This window comes from Rhodococcus marinonascens NBRC 14363, assembly GCF_001894885.1.
Taxonomy (GTDB): domain Bacteria; phylum Actinomycetota; class Actinomycetes; order Mycobacteriales; family Mycobacteriaceae; genus Rhodococcus_F; species Rhodococcus_F marinonascens.
In genome coordinates this window covers 164,151-185,662 of sequence record NZ_BCXB01000001.1, presented here as the reverse complement: position 1 = coordinate 185,662, position 21,512 = coordinate 164,151, and the positions used below count along the sequence as shown (strand labels likewise).

18 protein-coding genes and 1 pseudogene are annotated in these 21,512 nt (G+C 65.1%); 15 read left to right on the top strand and 4 right to left on the bottom strand.

The genetic code is table 11. From position 1 onward, the window contains the following. Positions 1–20: 20 nt before the first annotated feature. Entirely contained in the window at positions 21–2,267 is a 2,247-nt protein-coding gene (locus RM2_RS00900) for a thiamine pyrophosphate-dependent enzyme (RefSeq protein ID WP_072686960.1), read from the bottom strand. A gap of 174 nt (positions 2,268–2,441) precedes the next feature. Here RM2_RS00900 and RM2_RS00895 point away from each other — a divergent pair, with 174 nt between their 5' ends. After that, complete coding sequence (locus RM2_RS00895; protein WP_072686959.1) at positions 2,442–3,524, top strand: sulfite oxidase; 1,083 nt, start codon at positions 2,442–2,444, stop codon at positions 3,522–3,524. Between the two features lie 128 nt (positions 3,525–3,652). Here RM2_RS00895 and lhgD read toward each other — a convergent pair whose 3' ends face one another. After that, entirely contained in the window at positions 3,653–4,858 is a 1,206-nt protein-coding gene (lhgD, locus tag RM2_RS00890) for an L-2-hydroxyglutarate dehydrogenase (RefSeq protein ID WP_072686958.1), read from the bottom strand. A gap of 567 nt (positions 4,859–5,425) precedes the next feature. After that, positions 5,426–6,160, bottom strand: coding sequence for an NAD(P)-dependent oxidoreductase (locus RM2_RS00880; protein WP_072686956.1), 735 nt, complete (start codon positions 6,158–6,160; stop codon positions 5,426–5,428). Positions 6,161–6,260: 100 nt separating this feature from the next. Here RM2_RS00880 and RM2_RS00875 point away from each other — a divergent pair, with 100 nt between their 5' ends. Beyond that, positions 6,261–6,941, top strand: coding sequence for a TetR/AcrR family transcriptional regulator (locus tag RM2_RS00875; RefSeq protein WP_072686955.1), 681 nt, complete (start codon positions 6,261–6,263; stop codon positions 6,939–6,941). A 24-nt stretch (positions 6,942–6,965) separates the two neighbouring features. Here RM2_RS00875 and RM2_RS00870 read toward each other — a convergent pair whose 3' ends face one another. After that, entirely contained in the window at positions 6,966–7,547 is a 582-nt protein-coding gene (locus tag RM2_RS00870; RefSeq protein WP_245813678.1) for a VOC family protein, read from the bottom strand. 167 nt (positions 7,548–7,714) lie between these two features. On the opposite strand from RM2_RS00870, the gene RM2_RS00865 reads away from it, so the two are divergent. The 13 genes and pseudogenes from RM2_RS00865 to RM2_RS00805 all read left to right on the top strand — a co-directional run bounded on the left by RM2_RS00865 (position 7,715) and on the right by RM2_RS00805 (position 21,510). After that, positions 7,715–8,767 carry an ABC transporter permease gene (locus RM2_RS00865; RefSeq protein WP_245813677.1) on the top strand — a complete coding sequence of 351 codons (1,053 nt, stop codon included), beginning with the start codon at positions 7,715–7,717 and terminating at the stop codon, positions 8,765–8,767. Continuing rightward, entirely contained in the window at positions 8,757–9,599 is an 843-nt protein-coding gene (locus RM2_RS00860) for an ABC transporter ATP-binding protein (protein WP_307718079.1), read from the top strand. Before RM2_RS00865 ends, RM2_RS00860 begins: the two co-directional genes overlap by 11 nt. 4 nt (positions 9,600–9,603) lie before the next feature. After that, positions 9,604–10,467 carry an ABC transporter ATP-binding protein gene (locus RM2_RS00855; protein WP_072687189.1) on the top strand — a complete coding sequence of 288 codons (864 nt, stop codon included), beginning with the start codon at positions 9,604–9,606 and terminating at the stop codon, positions 10,465–10,467. After that, complete coding sequence (locus RM2_RS00850; protein WP_218017205.1) at positions 10,464–11,069, top strand: TetR/AcrR family transcriptional regulator; 606 nt, start codon at positions 10,464–10,466, stop codon at positions 11,067–11,069. The genes RM2_RS00855 and RM2_RS00850 overlap by 4 nt, the downstream gene beginning before the upstream one ends. 102 nt (positions 11,070–11,171) lie before the next feature. Then, a complete protein-coding gene (locus RM2_RS00845; protein ID WP_072686953.1) occupies positions 11,172–11,501 on the top strand; it encodes an ArsR/SmtB family transcription factor in 330 nt (109 codons plus the stop codon). Continuing rightward, positions 11,501–12,199, top strand: coding sequence for a cation efflux transmembrane domain-containing protein (locus tag RM2_RS00840; RefSeq protein WP_072687187.1), 699 nt, complete (start codon positions 11,501–11,503; stop codon positions 12,197–12,199). The genes RM2_RS00845 and RM2_RS00840 overlap by 1 nt, the downstream gene beginning before the upstream one ends. Positions 12,200–12,455: 256 nt before the next feature. Beyond that, positions 12,456–13,880, top strand: coding sequence for a 3' terminal RNA ribose 2'-O-methyltransferase Hen1 (locus RM2_RS00835; RefSeq protein ID WP_245813696.1), 1,425 nt, complete (start codon positions 12,456–12,458; stop codon positions 13,878–13,880). After that, positions 13,873–16,440, top strand: a complete 2,568-nt coding sequence (locus tag RM2_RS00830; protein WP_072686951.1) for a polynucleotide kinase-phosphatase — start codon at positions 13,873–13,875, stop codon at positions 16,438–16,440. Before RM2_RS00835 ends, RM2_RS00830 begins: the two co-directional genes overlap by 8 nt. A 190-nt stretch (positions 16,441–16,630) precedes the next feature. Beyond that, positions 16,631–17,647: an asparaginase gene (locus RM2_RS00825; protein ID WP_072686950.1), complete on the top strand. Its 1,017-nt coding sequence runs from the start codon at positions 16,631–16,633 to the stop codon at positions 17,645–17,647. Positions 17,648–17,658: 11 nt separating this feature from the next. Further along, positions 17,659–18,531 (top strand): polysaccharide deacetylase family protein, encoded by an 873-nt coding sequence (locus RM2_RS00820; RefSeq protein WP_072686949.1) that lies wholly within the window; start codon positions 17,659–17,661, stop codon positions 18,529–18,531. Between the two features lie 39 nt (positions 18,532–18,570). Further along, the gene (locus tag RM2_RS00815; RefSeq protein ID WP_072686948.1) at positions 18,571–19,353 is read left to right on the top strand and encodes an SDR family NAD(P)-dependent oxidoreductase; all 783 of its coding nucleotides are present in this window, start codon (positions 18,571–18,573) and stop codon (positions 19,351–19,353) included. Positions 19,354–19,363: 10 nt separating this feature from the next. Beyond that, positions 19,364–20,100 (top strand): annotated as a pseudogene (locus RM2_RS25705) (SDR family NAD(P)-dependent oxidoreductase). A gap of 147 nt (positions 20,101–20,247) precedes the next feature. After that, entirely contained in the window at positions 20,248–21,510 is a 1,263-nt protein-coding gene (locus RM2_RS00805; protein WP_072686947.1) for an ATP-binding protein, read from the top strand. The last annotated feature ends 2 nt before the right edge of the window (positions 21,511–21,512 follow it).

Sequence of the window (21,512 nt, the reverse complement as noted above, 5' to 3'; positions counted from 1 at the left end):
TCGCCCAATGTCACATTGGTTTACTTGGACTGCACCGCTGTGACATTCGGCGGACGAACAAGTGTGATCGCGGCAGCCTCGATGGTGTCCTCGGACAGCAGCACCTCGAGCGCGGCGTCACCGAGAGGGATGAAACTGTCTTCACTCGCGACCCGCGCGATGCGCCCGCTGAAGCCTTCGTCGACGAGTGCGGTGACCACGCCCTCGGACACGCCCCCGGATCGGCGGGTTTCGTCGACGACGAGTACCCGCCCGGTGGCGTCCGCCTCGCGGAGGATGTCACGCAAGGGCAGTGGCGCGAGCCATCGCATATCCACCACCCGCGCAGCGATGTTCGCCCGCTCGAGTCGGCGGGCTACCCGCAAGCTCATGCGCACACCATTGCCGAAGGTGACGATGGTCAGATCCGTTCCGTCGCCATAGGTGCGTGCCCTTCCGATCGGAACCTCGCTGTGCGCTTGCCTCGCCGGGTCCGGGTAGCGGGCCAGCCACTGCTCGTCACCCTCCTCGAACAGATCCCGGTTGTGGTATAGCGCAATCGGTTCGAGATACACGCACACCACGCCCGCGGTGTGCGCGGCCGCGACGACGGTGTGCATCATGGCTGCCGCATCGTCCGGGCGTGCCGGTGAGGCGATCACGATGCCGGGGATGTCGCGCAGCGCACCGATCGCATTGTCGTTGTGAAAGTGCCCGCCGAAACCCTTCTGATACCCGTATCCAGCTACCCGAATCACCATCGGATTCCGGTACTGCCGGTCGGAGAAGAACTGAAGGGTGGCGCCCTCCCCGCGGATCTGATCGGCGGCATTGTGCAGGTAGGCGAGGTACTGGATTTCCGGGATCGGCATTAGTCCGGACACTCCCGCTCCGAGGGCAAGGCCCAGGACCGCCTGCTCGTCGAGCACCGTGTCGAACACCCGGGCCGGGCCGACCTTCTTCATCAGTCCCCGGGTCACGCCGTACACACCGCCCTTGCGACCGACGTCCTCACCGAAAACCATCGCCTCCGGATAGAGCGCGAGCACGTCGAGCAACGCCCGGTTGATCGCCGAGGCGACGGTCAACGGGCCCTCATCCTCCGGGAGAACCGTCCCGAAAACCTGGGCGCGGCGGTCCGGATCGCGATTCTGTGGAGTGGCGGCGACGGCCTCCGCAAGACTGTCGCGCAGCGGAGACATCACCGCCGAGGGGCCGTCCAGCTGTGGGAGCGCGCCGACCTGCTCGGCCAGTTCGAGGACTTCGGCGCGCTTCTTTTCGTAGAGGTCGAGCACCTCGGCGTGCGTGAGGTGCCCGCCCTCGATCAGCAAGCGCGCCGTGCACAGCACCGGGTCGCGGTCGAATTCGGCGGTGATCTCTTCCGGGCTGCGGTACGCGGATTCGACGTCGGACCCGGCGTGCCCCATCAACCGCACGGTACGCAGGTGCAGGAACGCCGGGCGCCGGTGGATTCGGACCCATTCCGCGGCGGCGGCGGCGGTGGCGAAAGCCGTCGGCAGGTCGGAACCGTCCACCGCGAAGTACTCGAGACCTTCCCTGGTTCCGAAGGCGGACGCGATCCACCCAGCAGGGGTCTTCGTGCTGATCCCCAACCCGTTGTCTTCGCAGACGAACAGCAGTGGCACCGGCAGACCCCGATACGCGGCGTGAATCGCCGTGTTGATCGCGCCGGCCGCCGTGGAATGGTTCGCGGAGGCGTCGCCGAAACTGCACACCGCGACAGCATCCGCTGGCCAAGGCGAGGTCACGTGCAATTTGGCGGCCCTGGCGATGGAGAAGGCTACCCCGACCGCGCGCGGAAGATGCGAGGCGATCGTCGAGGTCTGCGGGATTACGTTGAGATCGTGGCGGCCGAAGACCTTGTGCCGTCCTCCCGACATCGGCTCGTGGGCAGCCGCAACGACCCCGAGAAGGACATCCCGCAACGGATCACTACCGGGGACCTGCCGTGCCCGCTCGAGGAAGAAACCGCCCGACCGGTAATGCAACAGAGCCGGATCGGTGGGACGCAGAGCAGCGGCCACCGCCGCGTTACCTTCGTGTCCGGACGAACCGATGGTGTAGAAGCCTTCCCCACGGGATCGAAGCCACCGCGCCGCCAGATCGAGATGCCGACTGCCCAGCTGTGAATCGAAGAACCCGAGCGCCCGCCGCACCGTCAGCGAGCTTCCTTCGCGAAGCGGCGCGTCCGGGTCGGTAGGTCCGCCTGCGCCGCGATTGGTCGCTGAAAGGGTGGTGGTGAAGTACTCATCGATGGGCTCGGCCATGAATCACGTCTCCTGAGGTCGCCGGAATAGGTCCACTCTGCCTTCCGTCGCTGCCGAGGGTAGGTCATTCCGCTGAAGGTCCCCTGGCGCGCAGTTTTGTTACAGTCGAATTGGAGTATCAGACCTGCACCAAAACGAGATCGGCACGCACACAGACGAATTGCAGGTGCACATATGTGGGGAAAACGCGAAGACATGTTAGTCCACGAAGACTCTCCATACAATGCTGAACCTGCGGGTTCCGCTTTGGTGGAGGGCGAGGTCACCGCCTTGGACACCTTTTACTGCCGCAACCACGGCGAGATCCCGGACATCCCCGGCGAGCAGTGGCGGCTCTCGGTCACCGGGTTGGTGGACCATGGACAGGACTTCACGCTCTCAGACCTCGAAAGCCGTTTCGAAACCCACGGCCTCGTCGCAACATTGCAGTGTGCGGGCAACCGCAGGGCGGGTCTCATTGCGGTACGCGACATCCCCGGCGAGCCCTGGGAATCGGGGGCGACATCGACCGCCGAGTGGCGGGGAGTGCGACTGTCCGACGTCCTCGAGGCGTGCGGTGTGCACACCGCCCGATCCCTACACGTGGAGTTCACCGCACCCGACGTCGCGGACGAAGCGACGCCTCCACAGCAGTACGGCAGTTCGATCCCGCTGTCCAAAGCCCTGTCGGACGAAGTTCTGCTGGTGTGGGAGATGAACTCGGAGCCCTTGCCCCGGGTGCACGGCGGACCCGTCCGGGTAGTGGTTCCGGGATATATCGGTGCCCGCAGCGTGAAGTGGATTACCGGAATCAACGTCCAGGATCACCCGTCCGATAATTACTTTCAGACCACCGCGTACCACATTCTTCCTGCCGATGCCGATCTCCATACTGCGCGCCCGGGCGACGGAATCCCCCTTTCCACGGTCGCGCTGAACTGCGACATCCTCGATCCGAGCGACGGTGCGACCGTCTCGTCCGGGCCACTCACCATCCGCGGGTACGCGTTGGCGGGCGATGGTCGTGGCATCGCCCGGGTGGACGTATCCCTCGACGGCGGTCACGCGTGGGCACAGGCGGAACTCGACGCCGGGCAGAGTCCGTGGCATTGGCGACGCTGGTCGCTGGCGGTCGACGCGAAACCCGGGCCACTGACGATCACCGCGCGGGCCTGGGACACCACCGCGGCCGTGCAACCCGAATCGGCCGCTCAATTGTGGAACCCGCACGGGTACGTGAACAACTCCTGGCCCACCGCGAATCTGACCGTCACCTGACGGCAAGCCTGCCGCTGGACTCACCTGCGCGGAACTCACCTTCGCGTGTCACCGACTCCCCCGCTCGCGTCGCCCAATGTCACATCGGTTCGATCTGACAACACCGACGTGACATTAGGCGAGGCAAGTCAGCCGGACCTGCGTTCCAGGACCTTCGTCACGACGTGTTCAGCGATGGCGAGCGACGAGGTGGCACCGGGCGAGGGCGCGTTGCGAACGTGGACGACCCCTCCGGCTCCCGTGATGACGAAATCGTCCTCGAGGCTTCCGTCCGCGTTCATCGCCTGAGCGCGGATGCCCCGGGGTCCGCGCGTGACGTCAATCCGCCGCACCTCGGGAACGTACTTCTGCGCCTCCTTCACGAAGGCACCGGTACTGAGGACTGTGCGAGCCTCACGAGCGGCAGCGGACGCGTTGCGCAGCGCGAAACGCCAGAATCCGGGAAACCCGACCGATGACGCCACGTCGGACGCCGACCATCCGCGACGGGCATACGCCTCTCGTCCGAGGGAGAGGAAGGCATTCGGTCCGAGCATGATTCGTCCGTCGACCCGCTTGGTCAAATGGACTCCGAGGAACGGGTACCGAGGATCGGGGACGGGGTAGATCAGCCCCTTCACGAGCGAAGACCGTTCCGGCTCGAGTAGGAAGTAGTCGCCGAAGAACGGCACCACCCGCGGTGATCGTGGTTCTCCCGACATCAGTGCCACCCGATCGGATTGGAGACCGGCGCAGGTGATCACCACGTCGAAGGCCTCGCTGCCGTCTCGTGTGGTGACCACCGATTCCGTGGATCGGCCGTCCAGACTCAGCACCTCCCGGCCGAGCAGCACGCGCCCGCCCGCGGCGGCGACATCTGCAGCAAGTGCCTCCGCGACCGCAACGTAGTCGATGATCGCGGTCGATGGCGAATACACGGCGGCGACACCGCGTGCGTGCGGCTCGATCTCGGCGATTTCGCTGCCGTCGACGACGCGCGCGTTCGGCACACCGTTGGCCACGGCTCTGTCGTAGATGGCCGCCATCCGAGGAACTTCCGACGCGTCACGGGCGATCACCAACTTCCCGCACTCCTCGTAGGCGACATCCTTGTCCTGGGCATACTGTCGCAGCAAGGTGACACCGCGGCGGCACAGTCGCGCCTTCAGGCTGCCGGGTTGGTAGTAGAGACCGGTGTGGACGACGCCGCTGTTGTGACCGGTCTGATGGGCGGCGACCCGCGCTTCCTTCTCGAAGACCGTCACCTGCACCCCGCCCATCCGGTGCAGGAGTTCCCTGGCGACGGCCAAACCGATGATGCCGCCACCGATCACGGCCGCGCGGTTCCTACTCATTGCGGGAACCTTCCTCCGAGACGACCTAGCTGAGCGACCCACGTGTCGGAACTGAGCACTGTCGTCGAGTCCGTAACGGTCGCTATCCGTTCTGCGTTCCACTCTCTACGCGAGAAGAACAGCTCGAGTTGGGTGATCGTGTTGTCCACACCAATCAACAGATCGTGCGGAAACCTGGTTGCATCTATCACAAGGACACATATGGCGCCCGACGGCTCGGACCAATCGATTTGGATGAATCCGAATTCGCCAAGGGAGGTCGATTGGAGACTGTCGATGCTCGACCAGGGTTCACGTGGATACCAAAACTCCGGTTGAGGCTGTCCATCCAGTCGCGGACGGTTGGTATTCGGCCGAACAGACGAAGCATCCGTAAGGTAGCTCAGGATGCCGTCGAGGATGGCGCTGACTCGGTCCAATTGCGGCTCCCAGCATGTCGGTTACGGAGGGCGGGCACAGTCCCATTCCTACCTCCGGTCCAGTCTTACAGTACGCAGAGGTTGCACCGACCTTCTCGTGATCGGCCGCGCCCAATGACACGCTGGTCAGAAGTGCTGATGAATGCGCTCATGCCGCCCCCTCTGCGCAGGCGAGCGCGGACGGGGTCAGGCAGCCGACGATAGCCGGCGCCTCCTGTACGAGCCTGTCGTCGCCCAGAGCCTCGACCATGAACATCGCGAAGTCCACACGGCGGGTCAAGTTGCTCGCGAGCACAGGATCGCCGACGTGTCTGCTCCAGACCGGCAGCCCTTGGCTCTCACCCTCTTCCAGGTCGCTGCCGCGGACAACGGTCCACCGGGTGTCACTGGCGAAGATCCGCCGGCATGCCTCCACCTGGTCGTCCAAGTCCACCACCCTGACGAGCCTGGCCAATCGGCCCACGACCGCGACGAACGCCCTGAGCCTGCGCGTGTAGACGTCCTTGCCGTCGCGAGTGATGTGCCAGCCGCAGGAGAATACGAGCCGCGCACCTGGGGGCGCATAGTCGAGGACGGCCTGCGCAGTGCCGGAAGCGTAGTGGCGCATACCCCACGGCACCAGCACGGCGAGGACACCGTCGCAGCCGGCGACGGCTCGCGCGATGACGTCGCGATCGTCGGTTGCTCCAGGGACGACGGTGATTCGGCCGTCGAACTCCGCGAGTTTGCCCACGCTCTTCTCGCGGCAGACGCCGACGACCTCGTACCCCCGGTCCAGCGCATGTCGGACCATGTAGCGGCCGAGCTTGCCCGAGGCACCGACGACGCACACCCTCCTCGTCGCCTCCGGGTTGCCGTTCTTTTGCGTATCAGCGGTTTCCATGCGAACTCCTCACTCCGGGAACTGACTTACACCGTAAGGTAACCTTACGCAGTAAGGTGGGTCAAGACCCGAATGTGTCCACCCCGAGCAGGAGCCCCCCTTGCCCGCAGAGAAATCCGCGCGCCGCGCAAGACCCCACACGCCACTGACGCTCGACACTGTCCTCGTCGCGGCCGTCGGCCTCGCCGACCGCGCGGGGGTCGCCGCGCTCTCGATGCGCAAACTCGCCGATCACCTCGGAGTCGAGGCGATGTCCCTGTATCACCACGTCGCCAACAAGAGCGCCATCCTCGACGGAATGATCGACACCGTCTTCGGCGAGATCGATTTGCCCGCCAGCGATGACGGGTGGCGCAAAGCGATACGCGAACGGACGATCTCGGCGCGCGCCGTCCTCGTACGGCACCCGTGGGCGATCGGACTGATGGACTCCCGCGGGAATCCCGGACCGGCGACCCTTCGGCACCACGACGCCGTGATCGGAATCCTGCGCCGGGGTGGCTTCAGCATCGCTGGCGCAGCCCACGCGTTTTCTCTGATCGACAGTTATCTGTACGGGTTCGTCCTGCAGGAGATCAACCTGCCGTTCGAGGGCTCGAGTGACCTCGACGACGTCGCCGAGACGATCCTCGGCCAGCTGCCCGCCGACGAGTTCCCGCATCTCACCGAGATGATTGTCGACCACGCCATGAAGCCCGGGTACGCGTACGCCGACGAGTTCGAGTTCGGACTCGACCTCATCCTCGACGGTCTCGACCGGCTGAGGAGCGATATCCGCTGACCGCCGAGCATTCGAGTCGGCGACTCACGTTGCAGACTTGGCAATCACCACTTCCCCTTCGAGCCCGTCGGGGTCGCGGAAGAAGATGCTGTGGACTTGCCCGAAGTCGTTGATGCTGCCGTCGCTGGCCGCCTTGTCGATCAGCCGTTGCCGAATCGTGGCGAATGCCTCGGGTGAGGCCGCCTGCAGGCCAAAGTGATCGATGCGACCACGCCCCCACATGGGTGTTTGACGTTCAGCTTCGGTGTTCCCTTCGATCACCAAGATGTTCAGCTCGGTATGCGGACCGATGCGAATGGTGGTCATTGTTTCATTGCCGTCTTGCCCGTGGGTGCGCGTCGGACCCACGTCAGCGTCGAATACCTCGGCATAGAACCGGGCCAAGCGGGCGGCGTCCGTGGAGATCCACGCAATGTGGTTGATCCCGTCCAGCAACACGATGTTCTCCCGTCTCTGGGCCACGTGCTCCGCAACTTTGTCGAGGACTAGTTCGTCGAGGGCTAGTTCGTCGAGGGCTAGTTCGTCAAGGGCTAGTTCGTCAAGGGCTAGTTCACTGAGGCGCAGGCGATAGCAGTGACCGAGCTGTAGTTCCTCATCATCCTTCAAATCGGTCTTCCTCGTCGGAAACCGTGACGAATACTCACTTCCCTGACATGTCGGTCACGATTCGGTAGCGTCCACGTCAAGTATTTGACGCAGCCCTGGGCAGCGCCTACCGTTAATTCATTGTTTGATGAATTCATGCAGTCCGCCTGCCTCTTTGGGGAGTGTTCATGCGCGCGATGATCGTCAAGGAATTTCGTGAACTGCGGCGCGATCGCCGCACCCTCGCCATGCTGGTTGCGCTACCGGTGTTGCTGCTGATCGTGTTCGGGTTCGCCGCGAACTTCACGGTCTCGACGCTCGGGGTGACCATCACCGGTCCGAACGCTCAGGCGGTGGCCGAGCAGCTCCAGGCCGACCCGCAGACGGAGGGGGCGCTGCGTGTAGACACCGCCGACCCCGCAGGCACCGACGCGACCGCGCGAGCGGCGCTGCGCGACGACGTCTCCGACTTGGCGATCGTCACTGGAACCGGGAAGCCGATGGTATACATCGACGGATCCAATCTCTTTGCCGCCCAATCCGCCAAGATCATCGTCGCGCAGATGGGCTCCGCCGTCGACTCGGAGGTGCTCTACAACCCGGACCTGAAGACGTCCTGGGTGATGGTGCCCGCGATCATCGGACTGATCCTGACCTTCATCGGCACCATCATCACCAGCATCGGCCTGGTCAAGGAGCGTGAGGCGGGAACGCTGGAGCAGCTTGCGGTGATGCCATTTTCGCCGGCCGAGGTGATCTCCGGGAAGATCACACCGTACTTCCTGCTGGCTGCCATCGACATGGTGGCGGTGACCCTGCTCGGCATGTGGATCTTCTCGGTGCCGTTCAACGGCAACGTGCTGATCTTCGCCCTGGGGGCGGCGATCTTCCTGTTCGTGGTGCTCGGGCTGGGGGTGTTCATCTCGACGATCTCCAGGACCACCGGACAGGCGATCCAGGCGGCGTTGATGGTGTTGCTGCCGCAAGTCCTGCTGTCCGGCATGATCTTTCCCCTCAACGCGATGGCTGCCGGAGTCCGATGGATCGGGTATCTCCTGCCTCTGACCTACTTCACGAAGATCTCGCAGGGCGTGATGTTGCGCGGGGCCGGAATGAACACCTTGTGGGTGCCGATCACGGTGTTGATCGTGATGGCGGTGGTGATCTTCGGGGCGGCGGTGTTCCGGCTGAAGCGGTCGATCGCACCGGCGGGAAAGGCGGTGGTGCGCCGTGCCGGGTGAGGATGTCTGGGGCGCGGCCGCGTTGACGGTGCGCCTGGCCGACCGGCCGGTGCTGGATGCGGTGACCGTCGACATTCCGCGCGGACAGGTCACCGCGGTCGTCGGGGGGGACGGGGCGGGCAAGACCAGCCTGCTCGGGGCGTTGGCGGGCCGGGTGCCGATCGCCGATGGCACCGTCACGATGCCTGTCAAGGACGAGGTCGGGTTCCAGCAGAGCGCGTCGGGGGTGTGGCAGGACCTGACCGTGGACGAGAACATCGAATTCGTCGGCAGCGCCTACGGAATGAGTTCCGCTCTGCTGGCGGATCAGAGAAAGCACCTGCTCGGCGCGGCCGGCCTCGGCAGCGTCGGCGATCGGCTCGGCGGGCAGCTGTCCGGCGGGATGCGGCAAAAACTCGGATTCTGTCTCGCGATGCTGCACCGTCCGCGCGTGCTTCTGCTCGACGAACCGAGCACCGGCGTGGATCCGGTCAGCCGTGTGGAGTTGTGGCGAATGGTGGCGGAGGCGGCCGCGGCGGGCACTGCGGTGCTGCTGTCGACGACCTACCTGGATGAGGCCGAGCGGGCGCACCGAGTGCTGGTACTCGAAGACGGCGCGGTCCTCGGGTGGGGAACCCCGGATGAGGTGATCGCCTCGATCCCGGGCACGGTCGGTACCGAACGGATGCGGCCTGCGGGCTCACAATCGGAACGGACCTGGCGGCGGGGCAACATGTTCCGGGTGTGGAATCCGTCCGGGCATCCAGATCCGGACGGACAGACCGATCTGGAGGATGCGGTAATCGCGCTGATGTTGGCGCGCGCCGAGCAGCGGGGGTCCAGACATGGCTGAGTCGGTGACGATCGACGTGTGTGGCGTGTGGCGGAGTTTCGGGTCGTTCACCGCGGTCCGAGATATGTCGCTGCAGGTTCACCCCGGGGAGATCGTCGGACTGATCGGCGCAAACGGAGCCGGTAAGACCACGCTGATCCGGATGATCCTCGGGCTCGAGCCGGTGGATCGGGGGGCAATCGACGTGTTCGGCGCGCCGCCATCGCGAGGCGCCCGCCGCAGGCTCGGCTACATGCCGCAGGGGCTCGGTCTCTATCAGGAACTGTCGGTCCGGCAGAATGTGGAATTCGTCGCCGAGGCGTTCGGGATGACCGCGCAAGCCCTGCCGGATGCGCTCGAAGCGGTCGCGACGCGTCAGGTCGGGAAGATTGGGTTGGGTCTGCAACGGCGACTCGCGTTTTACTGCGCATTGTCGCACCGCCCGGAACTGGTGATCCTGGACGAACCGACCTCTGGTGTAGACCCACTGGCCCGTACCCGATTGTGGGACACCATCCACGACCAGGCCGACACCGGTTGCGCAGTGCTCGTTACCACGCACTATCTTCAGGAGGCCCAGCAGTGCACCCGGCTGGTGATCATGTCCCAGGGACACCTGGTGGCACACGGAACACTCGATGACATCATCGGCGGGCAGCGGGCGGTCGCCGTGCGGGCAACCGAGTGGGCACGGGCGTTCGACGCGCTGGTGACGGCGCAGCTGCCGGTGACGCTCGCCGGACGGGTGGTGCGGGTGGCGGGGGTCGGTGCCGCCGCTGTGCGCGGAGCGCTCGACTCAGCCGGTGTGGAGGCGGCGGTGACGGACGTGCCCGCCACCCTGGAGGAGACGATGGTGCTGATCGACCGCGACGCGAAGATCGAGTCATGATGGCCGCCGGGCGGCGGAGCGGGCGGCGGCCGGGGAAACAGGACACCCGAGACCAGATCCTCAGTGCCGCAAGGCTTACCTTCGCACAGCACGGATACGATGCGGCAACCGTTCGCTCGGTCGCCGCATCCGCCGGCGTGGATGCGGCGTTGGTGTACCACTACTTCGGCACCAAGGAGAAACTGTTCCTGGCGATGATGGACGCCCCGATCGACCCGCGACGATACGTAGACACAATCCTCGACGGACCCGCTGACCGGCTCGCCGAGCGGATGTTGCGCACAGCACTCGACATGTGGGATTCCCCGGCGGGATCGGCGGCAGTGGCTTTGCTGCGTAGTTCGATCGCACATGACCGCAGCGCCAGGCTTCTGCGGGAGTTCATGCTCAAGCGGGCGTTGCAGCCGATCGCCGAGTCCGTCGAGACCGACCCGGAGCTGGCCCAGTGGCGCGCAAACCTGGTGGCCACCCAACTGATGGGGCTGGCCTCGATGCGGTACATGCTCGCCCTCGAACCGCTGGCCTCGGCCACACACGAGCGGATCATCGAACTGATAGCCCCCAATCTGCAGCGGTATCTCACCGGCGAACTACCCCGCTAGACCAGAGCGAAGTAGATCATCTCGCACGGACGCGCGAACCTCGGAAGCACACAGATTCGGTTCATAATTTTCTGAATACAGAAGTTTGTGTATCATTTGGGTGTGGAAACGACTACCCATCGCGATGCACTGGCCCGCTTCGGCTACGCCTTGTCCGACACGACGAGGACCCAGATTCTGCTGAGCCTGCGGTCGGGGCCGGGATATCCGTCCGAGCTGGCCGAACAGATCGGGGTCTCGCGACAGATCCTGTCGAATCATCTGGCGTGTCTGCGTGGATGCGGACTGGTCGTCTCCGCACCGGAAGGGCGGCGCACCCGGTACGAGCTCGCCGATCCCCGTATCGGGCAGGCCCTCGACGACCTGATCGGCCTGGTGCTGGCGGTCGACCCGTCCTGCTGCCCGGTTGCCGAGACCGACGAGTGCTGTTGATGATCTACGGCCTCAGCCTGCACTCGGCGCGACCCGTCCTTACCGAAGGGCGGCGAAGGGTGCTGTCGCGGCGGATCCGCTGGTTCGTAGCCGCGACGATCAGCTACAACGTGCTCGAGGCAGGCATCGCGCTCACCGAGGGAACTCGGGTTTCTTCGACCACGCTGATCGGGTTCGGCCTCGACTCGGTCATCGAGGTGTCCTCCGCCGCGGCCGTGGCTTGGCAGTTCGCTGGCAAGGATCCTGAAGCCCGCGAGAGAATCGCCCTGCGGGTCATCGCATTCTCGTTCTTCGGCCTCGCCCTCTACGTCACCGTTGCGGCGATCCGAGCACTGCTCGGGGTCGGCGAAGCTCAGCATTCGAGCGTCGGCATCACCTTGGCGGCTGTCAGCCTCGCGATCATGCCCACGCTGTCGTGGGCGCAACGCCGAGCCGGCCGCGAACTCGGTTCACTGTCGGCGGTCGCCGACTCGAAGCAGACGCTGCTGTGCACCTATCTGTCCGCGGTCCTGCTGGTCGGTCTGCTGCTCAACAGCCTCTTGGGCTGGTCGTGGGCCGATCCGATTGCCGCTCTCGGCATCGCTGTGATCGCCGTGAAAGAAGGCGTCAACGCATGGAAGGGCGACACCTGCTGTCCCAGGCCAATCACGACCAACGAAGCTGGTGCCGATCACGACTGCGACTGCTGCGATAACTGAACTCCGGAAGGGATAACCTCATGCCCGGGATCATCGACAAAACCCGTGGCGCCCATGCCGATTCTGGCAAATCCGCAGCAATTCACAGACGAAGGTCCTGAATGACCAGGACACCGACAGAAACGGGCCGCAACGGTTCAATCCGCTCCCTACCGCAGAGGGCACCCACCCGCGATCGGCCCGAGCTTTAGAGCACTCGATGCCGAATTGTGGATGCGGTGAACACCCTTCCTACGGCAGACTGTGCCCCGTGATCATGACGATTTCCACGACTGTACGACCGGCGACCGACCTCGGTTACCTGCTGCACAAGCACCCTGATCGGGTCCAGGAGTTCACCCAATCCTGCGGTGTCGCGCGGGTCTTCTATCCCGAGGCGAACGAGGATCGCTGCACGGCGGCGCTGTTGCTGGATGTCGACGCGATACGGCTCGCCCGCACGTCAGGCAGGTTCGCACCCGACTACACCCTCGGCCAGTACGTCAACGACCGGCCGTACGCCGCGTCATCGTTGCTTTCCGTGGCGTTGGCAGACGTCTTCCGCACCGCCCGCACCGGACGGTGCACCATGAAGCCCGAGCTTGCCTCCACGCCTATACCCCTGGAAATTTCGCTGCCCGCTTTGCCGTGCCGCGGTGGACCGGAACTCGCCGAACGACTCTTCGCCCCACTGGGATGGAACGTCGAGGCGCGCACCGTGCCGCTGGACGATGCGTTTCCGGAATGGGGCGACTCCCGCTATGTGCGGCTCACCCTGCGGGGCGACATCCGACTCGCCGACGCCCTGAATCACCTGTACGTACTGCTTCCGGTGCTCGACGACGCCAAACACTATTGGGTTGCCTCCGACGAGATCGACAAGCTGATCCGGGCCGGCGAATCCTGGCTCGCGGAGCACCCTGAGAGGGCCCTCATCACCCGCCGCTACCTGCGGCATCAGTCAGCTCTCACTCGCTCCGCCCTCGAGCGTCTCGCCGAACTCGGCGACGACGTGGAGGAGGAGCTGGAACCGCCGGTCGACGAAGAGCCCGGCAACGACGCGGTGCTCGAGACGGACTCTATGGTCACGACACCGCTCAACCTGCTTCGACGCGAGGCGGTTCTCGGCGCGCTCGGCAAGCTGGACGCCCGCACGATCATCGACCTCGGATGCGGTTCCGGCCAACTGGTTTCCGCGCTGCTGGAAAATCCCGGCTTCACCAAGATCGGCGGCGCGGACGTGTCGACCAGAGCGCTGACGCTCGCCGCACGCAGGCTGCGGCTGGATCGGATGCCGGAGCGACGACGCGATCGACTGCACCTGTTCCAGGCGGCGCTCACCTACACCGACCACAGGTTCGCCGGCTACGACGCGGCAGTGTTGATGGAGGTCGTCGAGCACATCGACCCGCCGCGGCTCACCGCACTCGAACAGGTGATCTTCGGTACCGCGCGGCCCGGGCACGTGATCGTGACGACACCCAACTCCGAGTACAACGTGCGCTACACCGACCTTCACGGTATGCGCCACCGCGACCATCGCTTCGAGTGGTCGCAGGCCGAATTCCGTTCGTGGGCAAGCAAGGTCTGCGACGTCCACGGATACACCGTCGATTTCCGACCGGTCGGGGAGGACGACCCAGAGGTCGGCCCACCGACTCAGATGGCGGTCTTCGCGCGGGTGGGAGGCGACAATGTCTGATATCTCGGTGTCTGATATCTCGGTGCCTGACATCTCGGTGCCTGCACTGTCGCTGGTGTTACTCGTGGGAGTGTCGGGCAGCGGAAAGTCCACCTTTGCCGAAAAGAATTTCGCTCCCACACAGGTACTTTCGTCCGACTTCTGCCGCGGGCTGGTCGCCGACGACGAAAACGACCAGACCGCAACATCGGACGCCTTCGACGTGCTGCACTACATTGTCGGGACTCGGCTGCGACGCGGCCTGCCCACGGTCGTCGACGCCACCAACGTGCAGCGTAAATCACGCAAGGCCCTGATCGATCTGGCGAAGTCGCACGACGTCCTGGTGGACGCGATCGTGCTCGACGTTCCCGACGGCGTCGCGATCGAGCGCAACGCGACGCGACCGGACCGCGACTTCGGTCCGCACGTGATTCGCCGGCAGCACAAGGACCTTCGAGGGTCGCTGCCGAAGATTCGCAAAGAAGGCTTCCGACGCGTTCACGTGCTCACCGGAGTCGACGAAATCGACTCGGCGACAGTATCTACCGAGAAGGCGTGGACCGACAAACGGGAGCTGACGGGTCCATTCGACATCATCGGCGACGTTCACGGCTGCCGGAGCGAACTGGAAACGCTGCTGCGCGCGCTCGGCTGGATGCTCGAGCCTGATGGTACCGGCGCCCACCACCCCGAGGGTCGGACCGCGGTGTTCGTCGGCGACCTGGTCGACCGTGGACCGGACACGCCCGGGGTGCTGCGCCTGGTGATGGGCATGGTGGCGGCCGGAACCGCGCTGTGCGTATCGGGCAATCACGAACAGAAGCTTGCCCGGGCGCTGCACGGCCGGAAGGTCACCGTGTCGCACGGGCTGGAGGAGTCACTGGATCAGCTCGCCGCTGAATCCGACGACTTCCGCAAGGCCGCGCACGCCTTCATCGACGGCCTGATCAGCCACTATGAGCTCGACGGTGGAAACCTGGTGGTCGCGCACGCCGGGCTGAAGGAGTCCTACCACGGCCGCGCGTCGGCCCGGGTGCGCTCGTTCGCACTGTACGGAGACACGACCGGCGAGACCGACGAGTACGGACTGCCGGTGCGCTATCCCTGGGCCAGCGAGTATCGCGGGCGAGCCATGGTCGTCTACGGCCACACTCCCGTGCCGGAGACCGACTGGATCAACAACACCATCTGCCTCGACACCGGAGTCGTCTTCGGCGGCAGGCTGACCGCCCTGCGCTACCCCAGCAAGGAGACTGTTTCCGTTCCGGCCGAGCAGGTGTGGTTCGAATCGGTGCGACCGATCGGTACAGGCCCTGCCACGCCAGGTTATCGGACACAGCGGGATCCGATGCAGTTGTCCATCGACGACGTGCACGGGACACGGCACGTCGACGTCCGGTACAACAAGGGGCGCATCAAGGTGCGTGAGGAGAACGCCGCCGCCGCACTCGAGATCATGAGCCGATTCGCCGTCGATCCGCGCTGGCTGGTGTACCTGCCGCCGACCATGGCGCCACCGGAAACGTCGAATCTCGATGGTTACCTGGAGCATCCAGCACAGGCTCTTGCCGAGTTCGCGGCGAGTGGGGTCACCGAGGTTGTGTGCGAGGAGAAGCACATGGGTTCTCGGGCGATCGTGGTGCTGGCCCGCGACGCCGGAACCGCGGCGAAGCGGTTCGGCGTCACCGATGGCAGCTCGGGCATCGTCTACACCCGCACGGGTAGACCATTCTTCGACGATCCGGCCAGGATGAGCGAACTGGTTGCCCGGCTTCGCAAGGCGTGCGGGCCGCTACTGGACGACCTCGGGTCGCAGTGGCTGGCACTGGATTGCGAAGTGCTGCCGTGGTCGGCGAAGGCCGGAGAGCTGATCCGCAGCCAGTACGCGTCGGTCGGGGCCGCGGCGGGTGCGGCGCTGCCGGATGCGATCATCGCGCTCGAGCAGGCCGCTGCGAGGGGTTTGGACGTCGGCGGCCTGCTGACCCACACCCGAACCCGCGCGGCCAACGCCCGTCGGTTCCGCGAGGCGTACGCGCGGTACTGCTGGCCGGTGACCGGCCTGGACGGGCTGCGTCTGGCGCCTTTCCAGATCCTCGCCTGCGAGGGCCGAGCGACCGCGGTCACCGAACCGCACTCGTGGCACCTCGCCAAGCTGGCGACACTGGACGATCCTCTTATCGCGCAGACCAGGCACCTGCCCGTCGACCTCACCTCAGATGCGTCCCAGGACGCGGCAACCGCCTGGTGGTCACGGCTGACCGATGCCGGCGGTGAGGGCATGGTGGTCAAGCCACTCGGTGCGACACCGGCGGAGCTGGCACACAGGAGGATTCAGCCGGGCGTCAAGGTGCGCGGGCAGGAGTACCTGCGGATCATCTACGGGCCCGACTACACCGAGAATCTCGACGAGCTGCGCAACCGATCCCTGGGCCGCAAACGGTCGATGGCGTTGCGCGAGCATGCGCTCGGGCTCGAGGCGCTGACCCGGCTCGCGGAAGGCGACCCGCTGTGGCGAGTGCACGAGCCGGTATTCGCGGTTCTGGCGCTCGAGTCCGAGCCTGTGGACCCACGACTGTAGTTGGATGGCCGACTGGTTGCACGACTTGTCGAGGGAATTGATGACGGACATCGAGAATCCAACCTCCTCGATCCCCTCGTAACGGTGGTGAGCACGTAGTCGGAGAGCCCTTGACACATCGCCGTTCTCACCAATCTAATGAACGCACCACGTTTGAGCTCGAACGTTTGCACAGTGTAAAGGGCAGGTCATGAGCAAGGTCGTCGTACTGGGTACGGGCGGAACCATCGCGTCCCGGAACAACCCGGCCGGGCATGCCGTCGCGTCCGACGACGTGTCTGCGTTGCTCGACTCTGTCGGCGTAGCCGCGTGTGGAATCGAGATCGAGAGCCGCGACATTCTGACGACGGGAAGCTACCTGCTCACACCCGCCGATCAACTCGGCATCGTCCGAGAGGTCCTGGCCGTCCTCTGCGATCCGGCCGTGTCCGGTGTCGTCGTCACCCACGGCACCGACACGATGGAGGAAACCGCCTATCTGAGCGATCTGCACCATGCCGATTCACGGCCGGTGGTCTTCACCGGCGCCCAGATCACCGCCGGCGAGCCGACGTCCGACGGTCCGCGCAACCTGAGGGACGCAATCGCCGTCGCTGCTGACCGGCGTTCCCATGACCTCGGCACAACCATCGCATTCGACGGCCTCCTCTTCCCTGCCGCCGCCACGCGAAAAAGACATACCACCGCGCTCGACGCGTTCGACAACGGCGCCACCGGACCTTTAGGCCGGGTCGACACCGGAGTTCTGACACTTCTCGCCAGACCGGTTCGCCCACAGCCACTTCCGTTTCCGAAGGAGCTTCCCAGAGTGGACATCGTGGCCGTCTACCCGGGCGCTGATCGAACCCTCCTCGACGCTGCCGTCCACGCGGGATCCCGAGGAATCGTGCTGGAGGCGACTGGGATCGGCAACGCGAACTTGGCGTTCGTGGACGGCGCCCGAGAGTGCATCACCAACGGTATCCCCGTGGTGGTCGCGACACGCGTCGCGGGCGGCGACATCATGCCCCGCTACGGAAATGGCGGTGGCGCCGATCTCGCCGAGGTCGGCGCCCTGCCGGCAGGTCTACTCAGGCCCGCACAAGCACGGGTCCTGCTCGCCTCAGCCCTCGCCGTGGCATCACCCTCGGAAATCGCCGGCATAGTCCGCACGCACACCCACCTCACCGTCGTGCCCTACACCCCGGTGAATCAGACCGACACGTAGGAACGGTACCTATGGCCAAGAAGATCTTCGTCAACTTCGGAGTCGACGTCGATGCCGTCGCGGGATGGCTCGGCTCCTACGGCGGGCAGGACTCCCCCGGCGACATCTCCCGCGGCATGTTCGCCGGTGAGGTCGGTGTGCCGCGGTTGGTGAAGATGTTCGACAAGTACGGCATCAGAACCTCCTGGTTCGTTCCCGGCCACTCGATCGAGACCTTCCCCCGCGAAATCGAGCAGATTGTCGCGGCCGGGCACGAGATCGGCATCCATGGGTACAGCCACGAGAATCCGATCGCGATGACGCGTCAACAAGAAAGTGACGTCCTCGATCGGAGCATCGAACTGATCGAATCGTTCACCGGCACCAAGCCCACCGGGTACACCGCACCCTGGTGGGAATTCTCCAATGAACTACTCGTCGAGCGCGGCGTCGAGTACGACCACTCCCTGATGCACAACGACTTCACGCCGTACTATGTGCGGGTCGGCGACTCCTGGACGAATGTCGACTACAGCCAACCGGCAGCGACCTGGATGAAACCGCTCGAGCGTGGGCACGAGACCGATCTGGTGGAAATCCCTGCCAACTGGCTGCTCGATGATCTGCCGCCGCAGATGTTTATCAAGTCCAGCCCCAACAGCCACGGATTCGTCAGTCCCCGGCACCTCGAGGAAATGTGGCGTGACCAGTTCGACTGGGTCTATCGCGAGATGGACTATGCAATATTCCCCATCACCATCCATCCGGACGTGTCGGGACGACCGCAGTCGCTGCTGATGCTCGAACGCCACATCGAGTACATCAACACCCACGACGGTGTCGAATGGGCGACGTTCCACCACATGGTGAATGACTTCAAGAATCGCTTTCCCCGCCAGAGTTGATCTACCAAGAGCCGTTGGGGGGAACCCACAGGAGCCTTCATGCACAACCCGTACGAGAATCTGACGAACAAGGTGGCAATCGTCACCGGAGCGGCAAGCGGCATAGGCCGCGAGACAGCAGTCGCATTGGCCGAGGTGGGCGTCAACGTAGTCATCGGCACCTTCCCGGGCGACCCTCACGACCCGAGGGAAACCCTGCGACGTGTCGAGGACACCGGTGGCAGGGGCGTGGTCCACGACGTCGACGTGCGGTCCACCGCCGAGGTCGAAGCCTTCGCCGAACGGGCACTGGCCGAATGGGGCCGACTCGACTTCGCCGTCGCGAACGCCGGTATCCTCCGGAAGAACGCGATCGCCGAACTGGGCGACGACGCCTGGTCCGAGATGCTGGAGGTCGATCTCAGCGGCGTCATGCGAACCCTGCGCGCCGCCTCCACCCGGATCGACGGACCAGGCTCCATGATCTCGATGTCCTCGATTGTGGGCGGGGTCTACGGCTGGGCCGATCACGCCCACTATTCGGCCGCCAAGGCGGGAGTGCTCGGACTCAGCCGGGCACTCGCGCTCGAACTTGCCCCGCGCGGAATCCGCTCCAATGCAATAATTCCCGGAATAATCGAGACTCCACAGTCGATTGATCCGGTCAATTCGCTCGGCCCCGAAGGGTTGGCAGCGGCAGGGCAGAATATTCCGTGGGGACGAGTCGGGACAGCTGCCGAGATCGCGACCGTCATCCGGTTCCTCGTCAGTGACGAATCGCGCTATCTCACAGGACAAGCACTCGTCGTCGACGGCGGTCTCACTGTCAAGATGCAGGATTAGGAGAACGTCGGTGGGAATTTTGGACGGCCGACGGGCACTCGTCACGGGCGGAGCCAGCGGTATAGGCCGCGCAATAGTCGAGTCGTATATCGCCGAGGGTGCGGCTGTGGTGATCGCCGACCTCGACCAGTTGCAGGCGGAACGGGCGGCGGACGAACTCGGAGCGTCCGCGGCGGTGCGGGTCGACGTCGCGAACGAGGAGTCGGTGCGCGTGTCGTACGCACGAGCCGTCGATGCTCTCGGACACGTGGATGTCCTGGTCAACTCGGCCGGCATCGCCGAGGAATCAGAACTCGCCGACATGCCACTCGACATGTGGCGCCGCACGATCGACATCGACCTGACCGGTACCTTCCTGATGTGCCGAGCCGTGGTGCCTGCCATGGTGTCGGCGGGCGAGGGCCGCATCATCAACATCGCGTCGCAACTCGGCATCAAGGGTGGGGTGGCACTCTCGCACTACGCGGGGCGAAGGCCGGGGTGATCGCGCTCACCAAGTCGCTCGCGCTCGAGGTGTCACGGCACAATGTGCTGGTCAACGCCATCGCTCCGGGGCCAGTCGCGACTCCGCTCGTCGCCGGCATGACCGCGGAATGGAAAGCTGCCAAGATGGCGGAGATTCCACTGGGCCGATGGGGGCAACCGCGGGAGGTGGCACCCACCGCCGTGTTGCTGGCATCCGACCCGGGCGGAAATCTGTACCTCGGCCAGACCCTGGGCCCGAACAGCGGGGACGTGATGCCCTGAAGCCTGGCCGATGCTGGAGGAAAGGCCGGCGACTGATCGCGCCGAGCACTCGAACCCTCCAAGGCCGCCTATATCGAGCCGTCATGCCACGGGACGTCTGCGCGCGTAACCTGGAAGTTTCTGCCACCACTGCCTGGAGGCGCCGGAATGGACGCCTGGAACATCCGAGATTTCGAGCCCGAGGATCTCGAGGCTGTCGTCCGCATGGACAGCAGTTCCACCACCACGAACCAGTCACCGCTGTTCGCACTCTCGGATGTCGTCGGCAGCCTGCTCAATCGCCATCCGGCCGTCGTGGCGGTGACGGACGGACGCATCGTTGGGACAGCGGTCGGCCGTATCGACGAAGACCGCGCGTGGGTCATGCGCATCTCGCTGGATCCCGGCTGGCGAAAACGAGGACTCGGCAGCGCACTGTTGTCGCAACTCGAACACCGACTGCTCGCCAAAGGGGTGCGACGGGTGACCGCACTCCTGCCCGACGGTGAGACCGGCGCCGCGGCTCTGACCAACTCCGGTTTCGCTGCGCGCGCCGGCGTCACGTACTACGAGAAGGTCGAGACGGTGTCCCCCCAATCCGTCGAGGTCCTGGCTCTGCTCGGCGGCGGCGTGCCACCCGCCGGGCTGTGGAGGCAGGTGGCCGGAATGGCCCGGGAGAAATCGCTCATCGAACGCAAGATCGTGCTGCCACTGTCGCAGCCGGAGTTGGCGGCCGACCACGGGGTGGCCGCGCCGCGCGCAGTGGTGCTGTTCGGGCCGCCCGGAACAGGGAAGACGACCTTCGCGCGTGCCATCGCCAGTCGGCTGGGCTGGCCGTTCGTCGAACTTTTTCCGTCACGCCTGGCATCGAACGGGAACGGCCTCGCTGCTGGTCTCGGGCACGCATTCACGGCCATGGACGAACTCGAGCACGTCGTCGTCTTCATCGACGAGGTCGAGGAGGTCGCGGCCCAGCGACATCCGGGATCGCCGTCCGTCGGAGTGGTGAATGAACTACTGAAGTCGATCGTCGGTTTCCGGGAACGTGCCGGGCGACTTCTGGTGTGCGCGACCAATTCCGTTCGCGCACTAGATGATGCCTTCCTGCGGCACGGGCGCTTCGACTATGTGCTACCGATCGGCGCTCCCGACGCCGAGGCCCGACACGCACTGTGGGAGCGCTACCTCGGCAACGAAAAGGTGGACGTTTCGGGCCTCGTGGACGCGACCGAAGGCTACACCCCGGCCGATGTGGCTCATGCCGCGCGGACGGTCGCGCAGGCGACGTTCGAACGTAGCGTCGATTCCGGGGGACGCTGCCACGCGGACACCCAGGACTACCTGAACGTGATCGACAAGGTGCGTCCCACCCTCACCCCTGAGATGGTGCGGGCGTTCGACGAGGACATCGCCACCCACGCCCGCACTTGAGC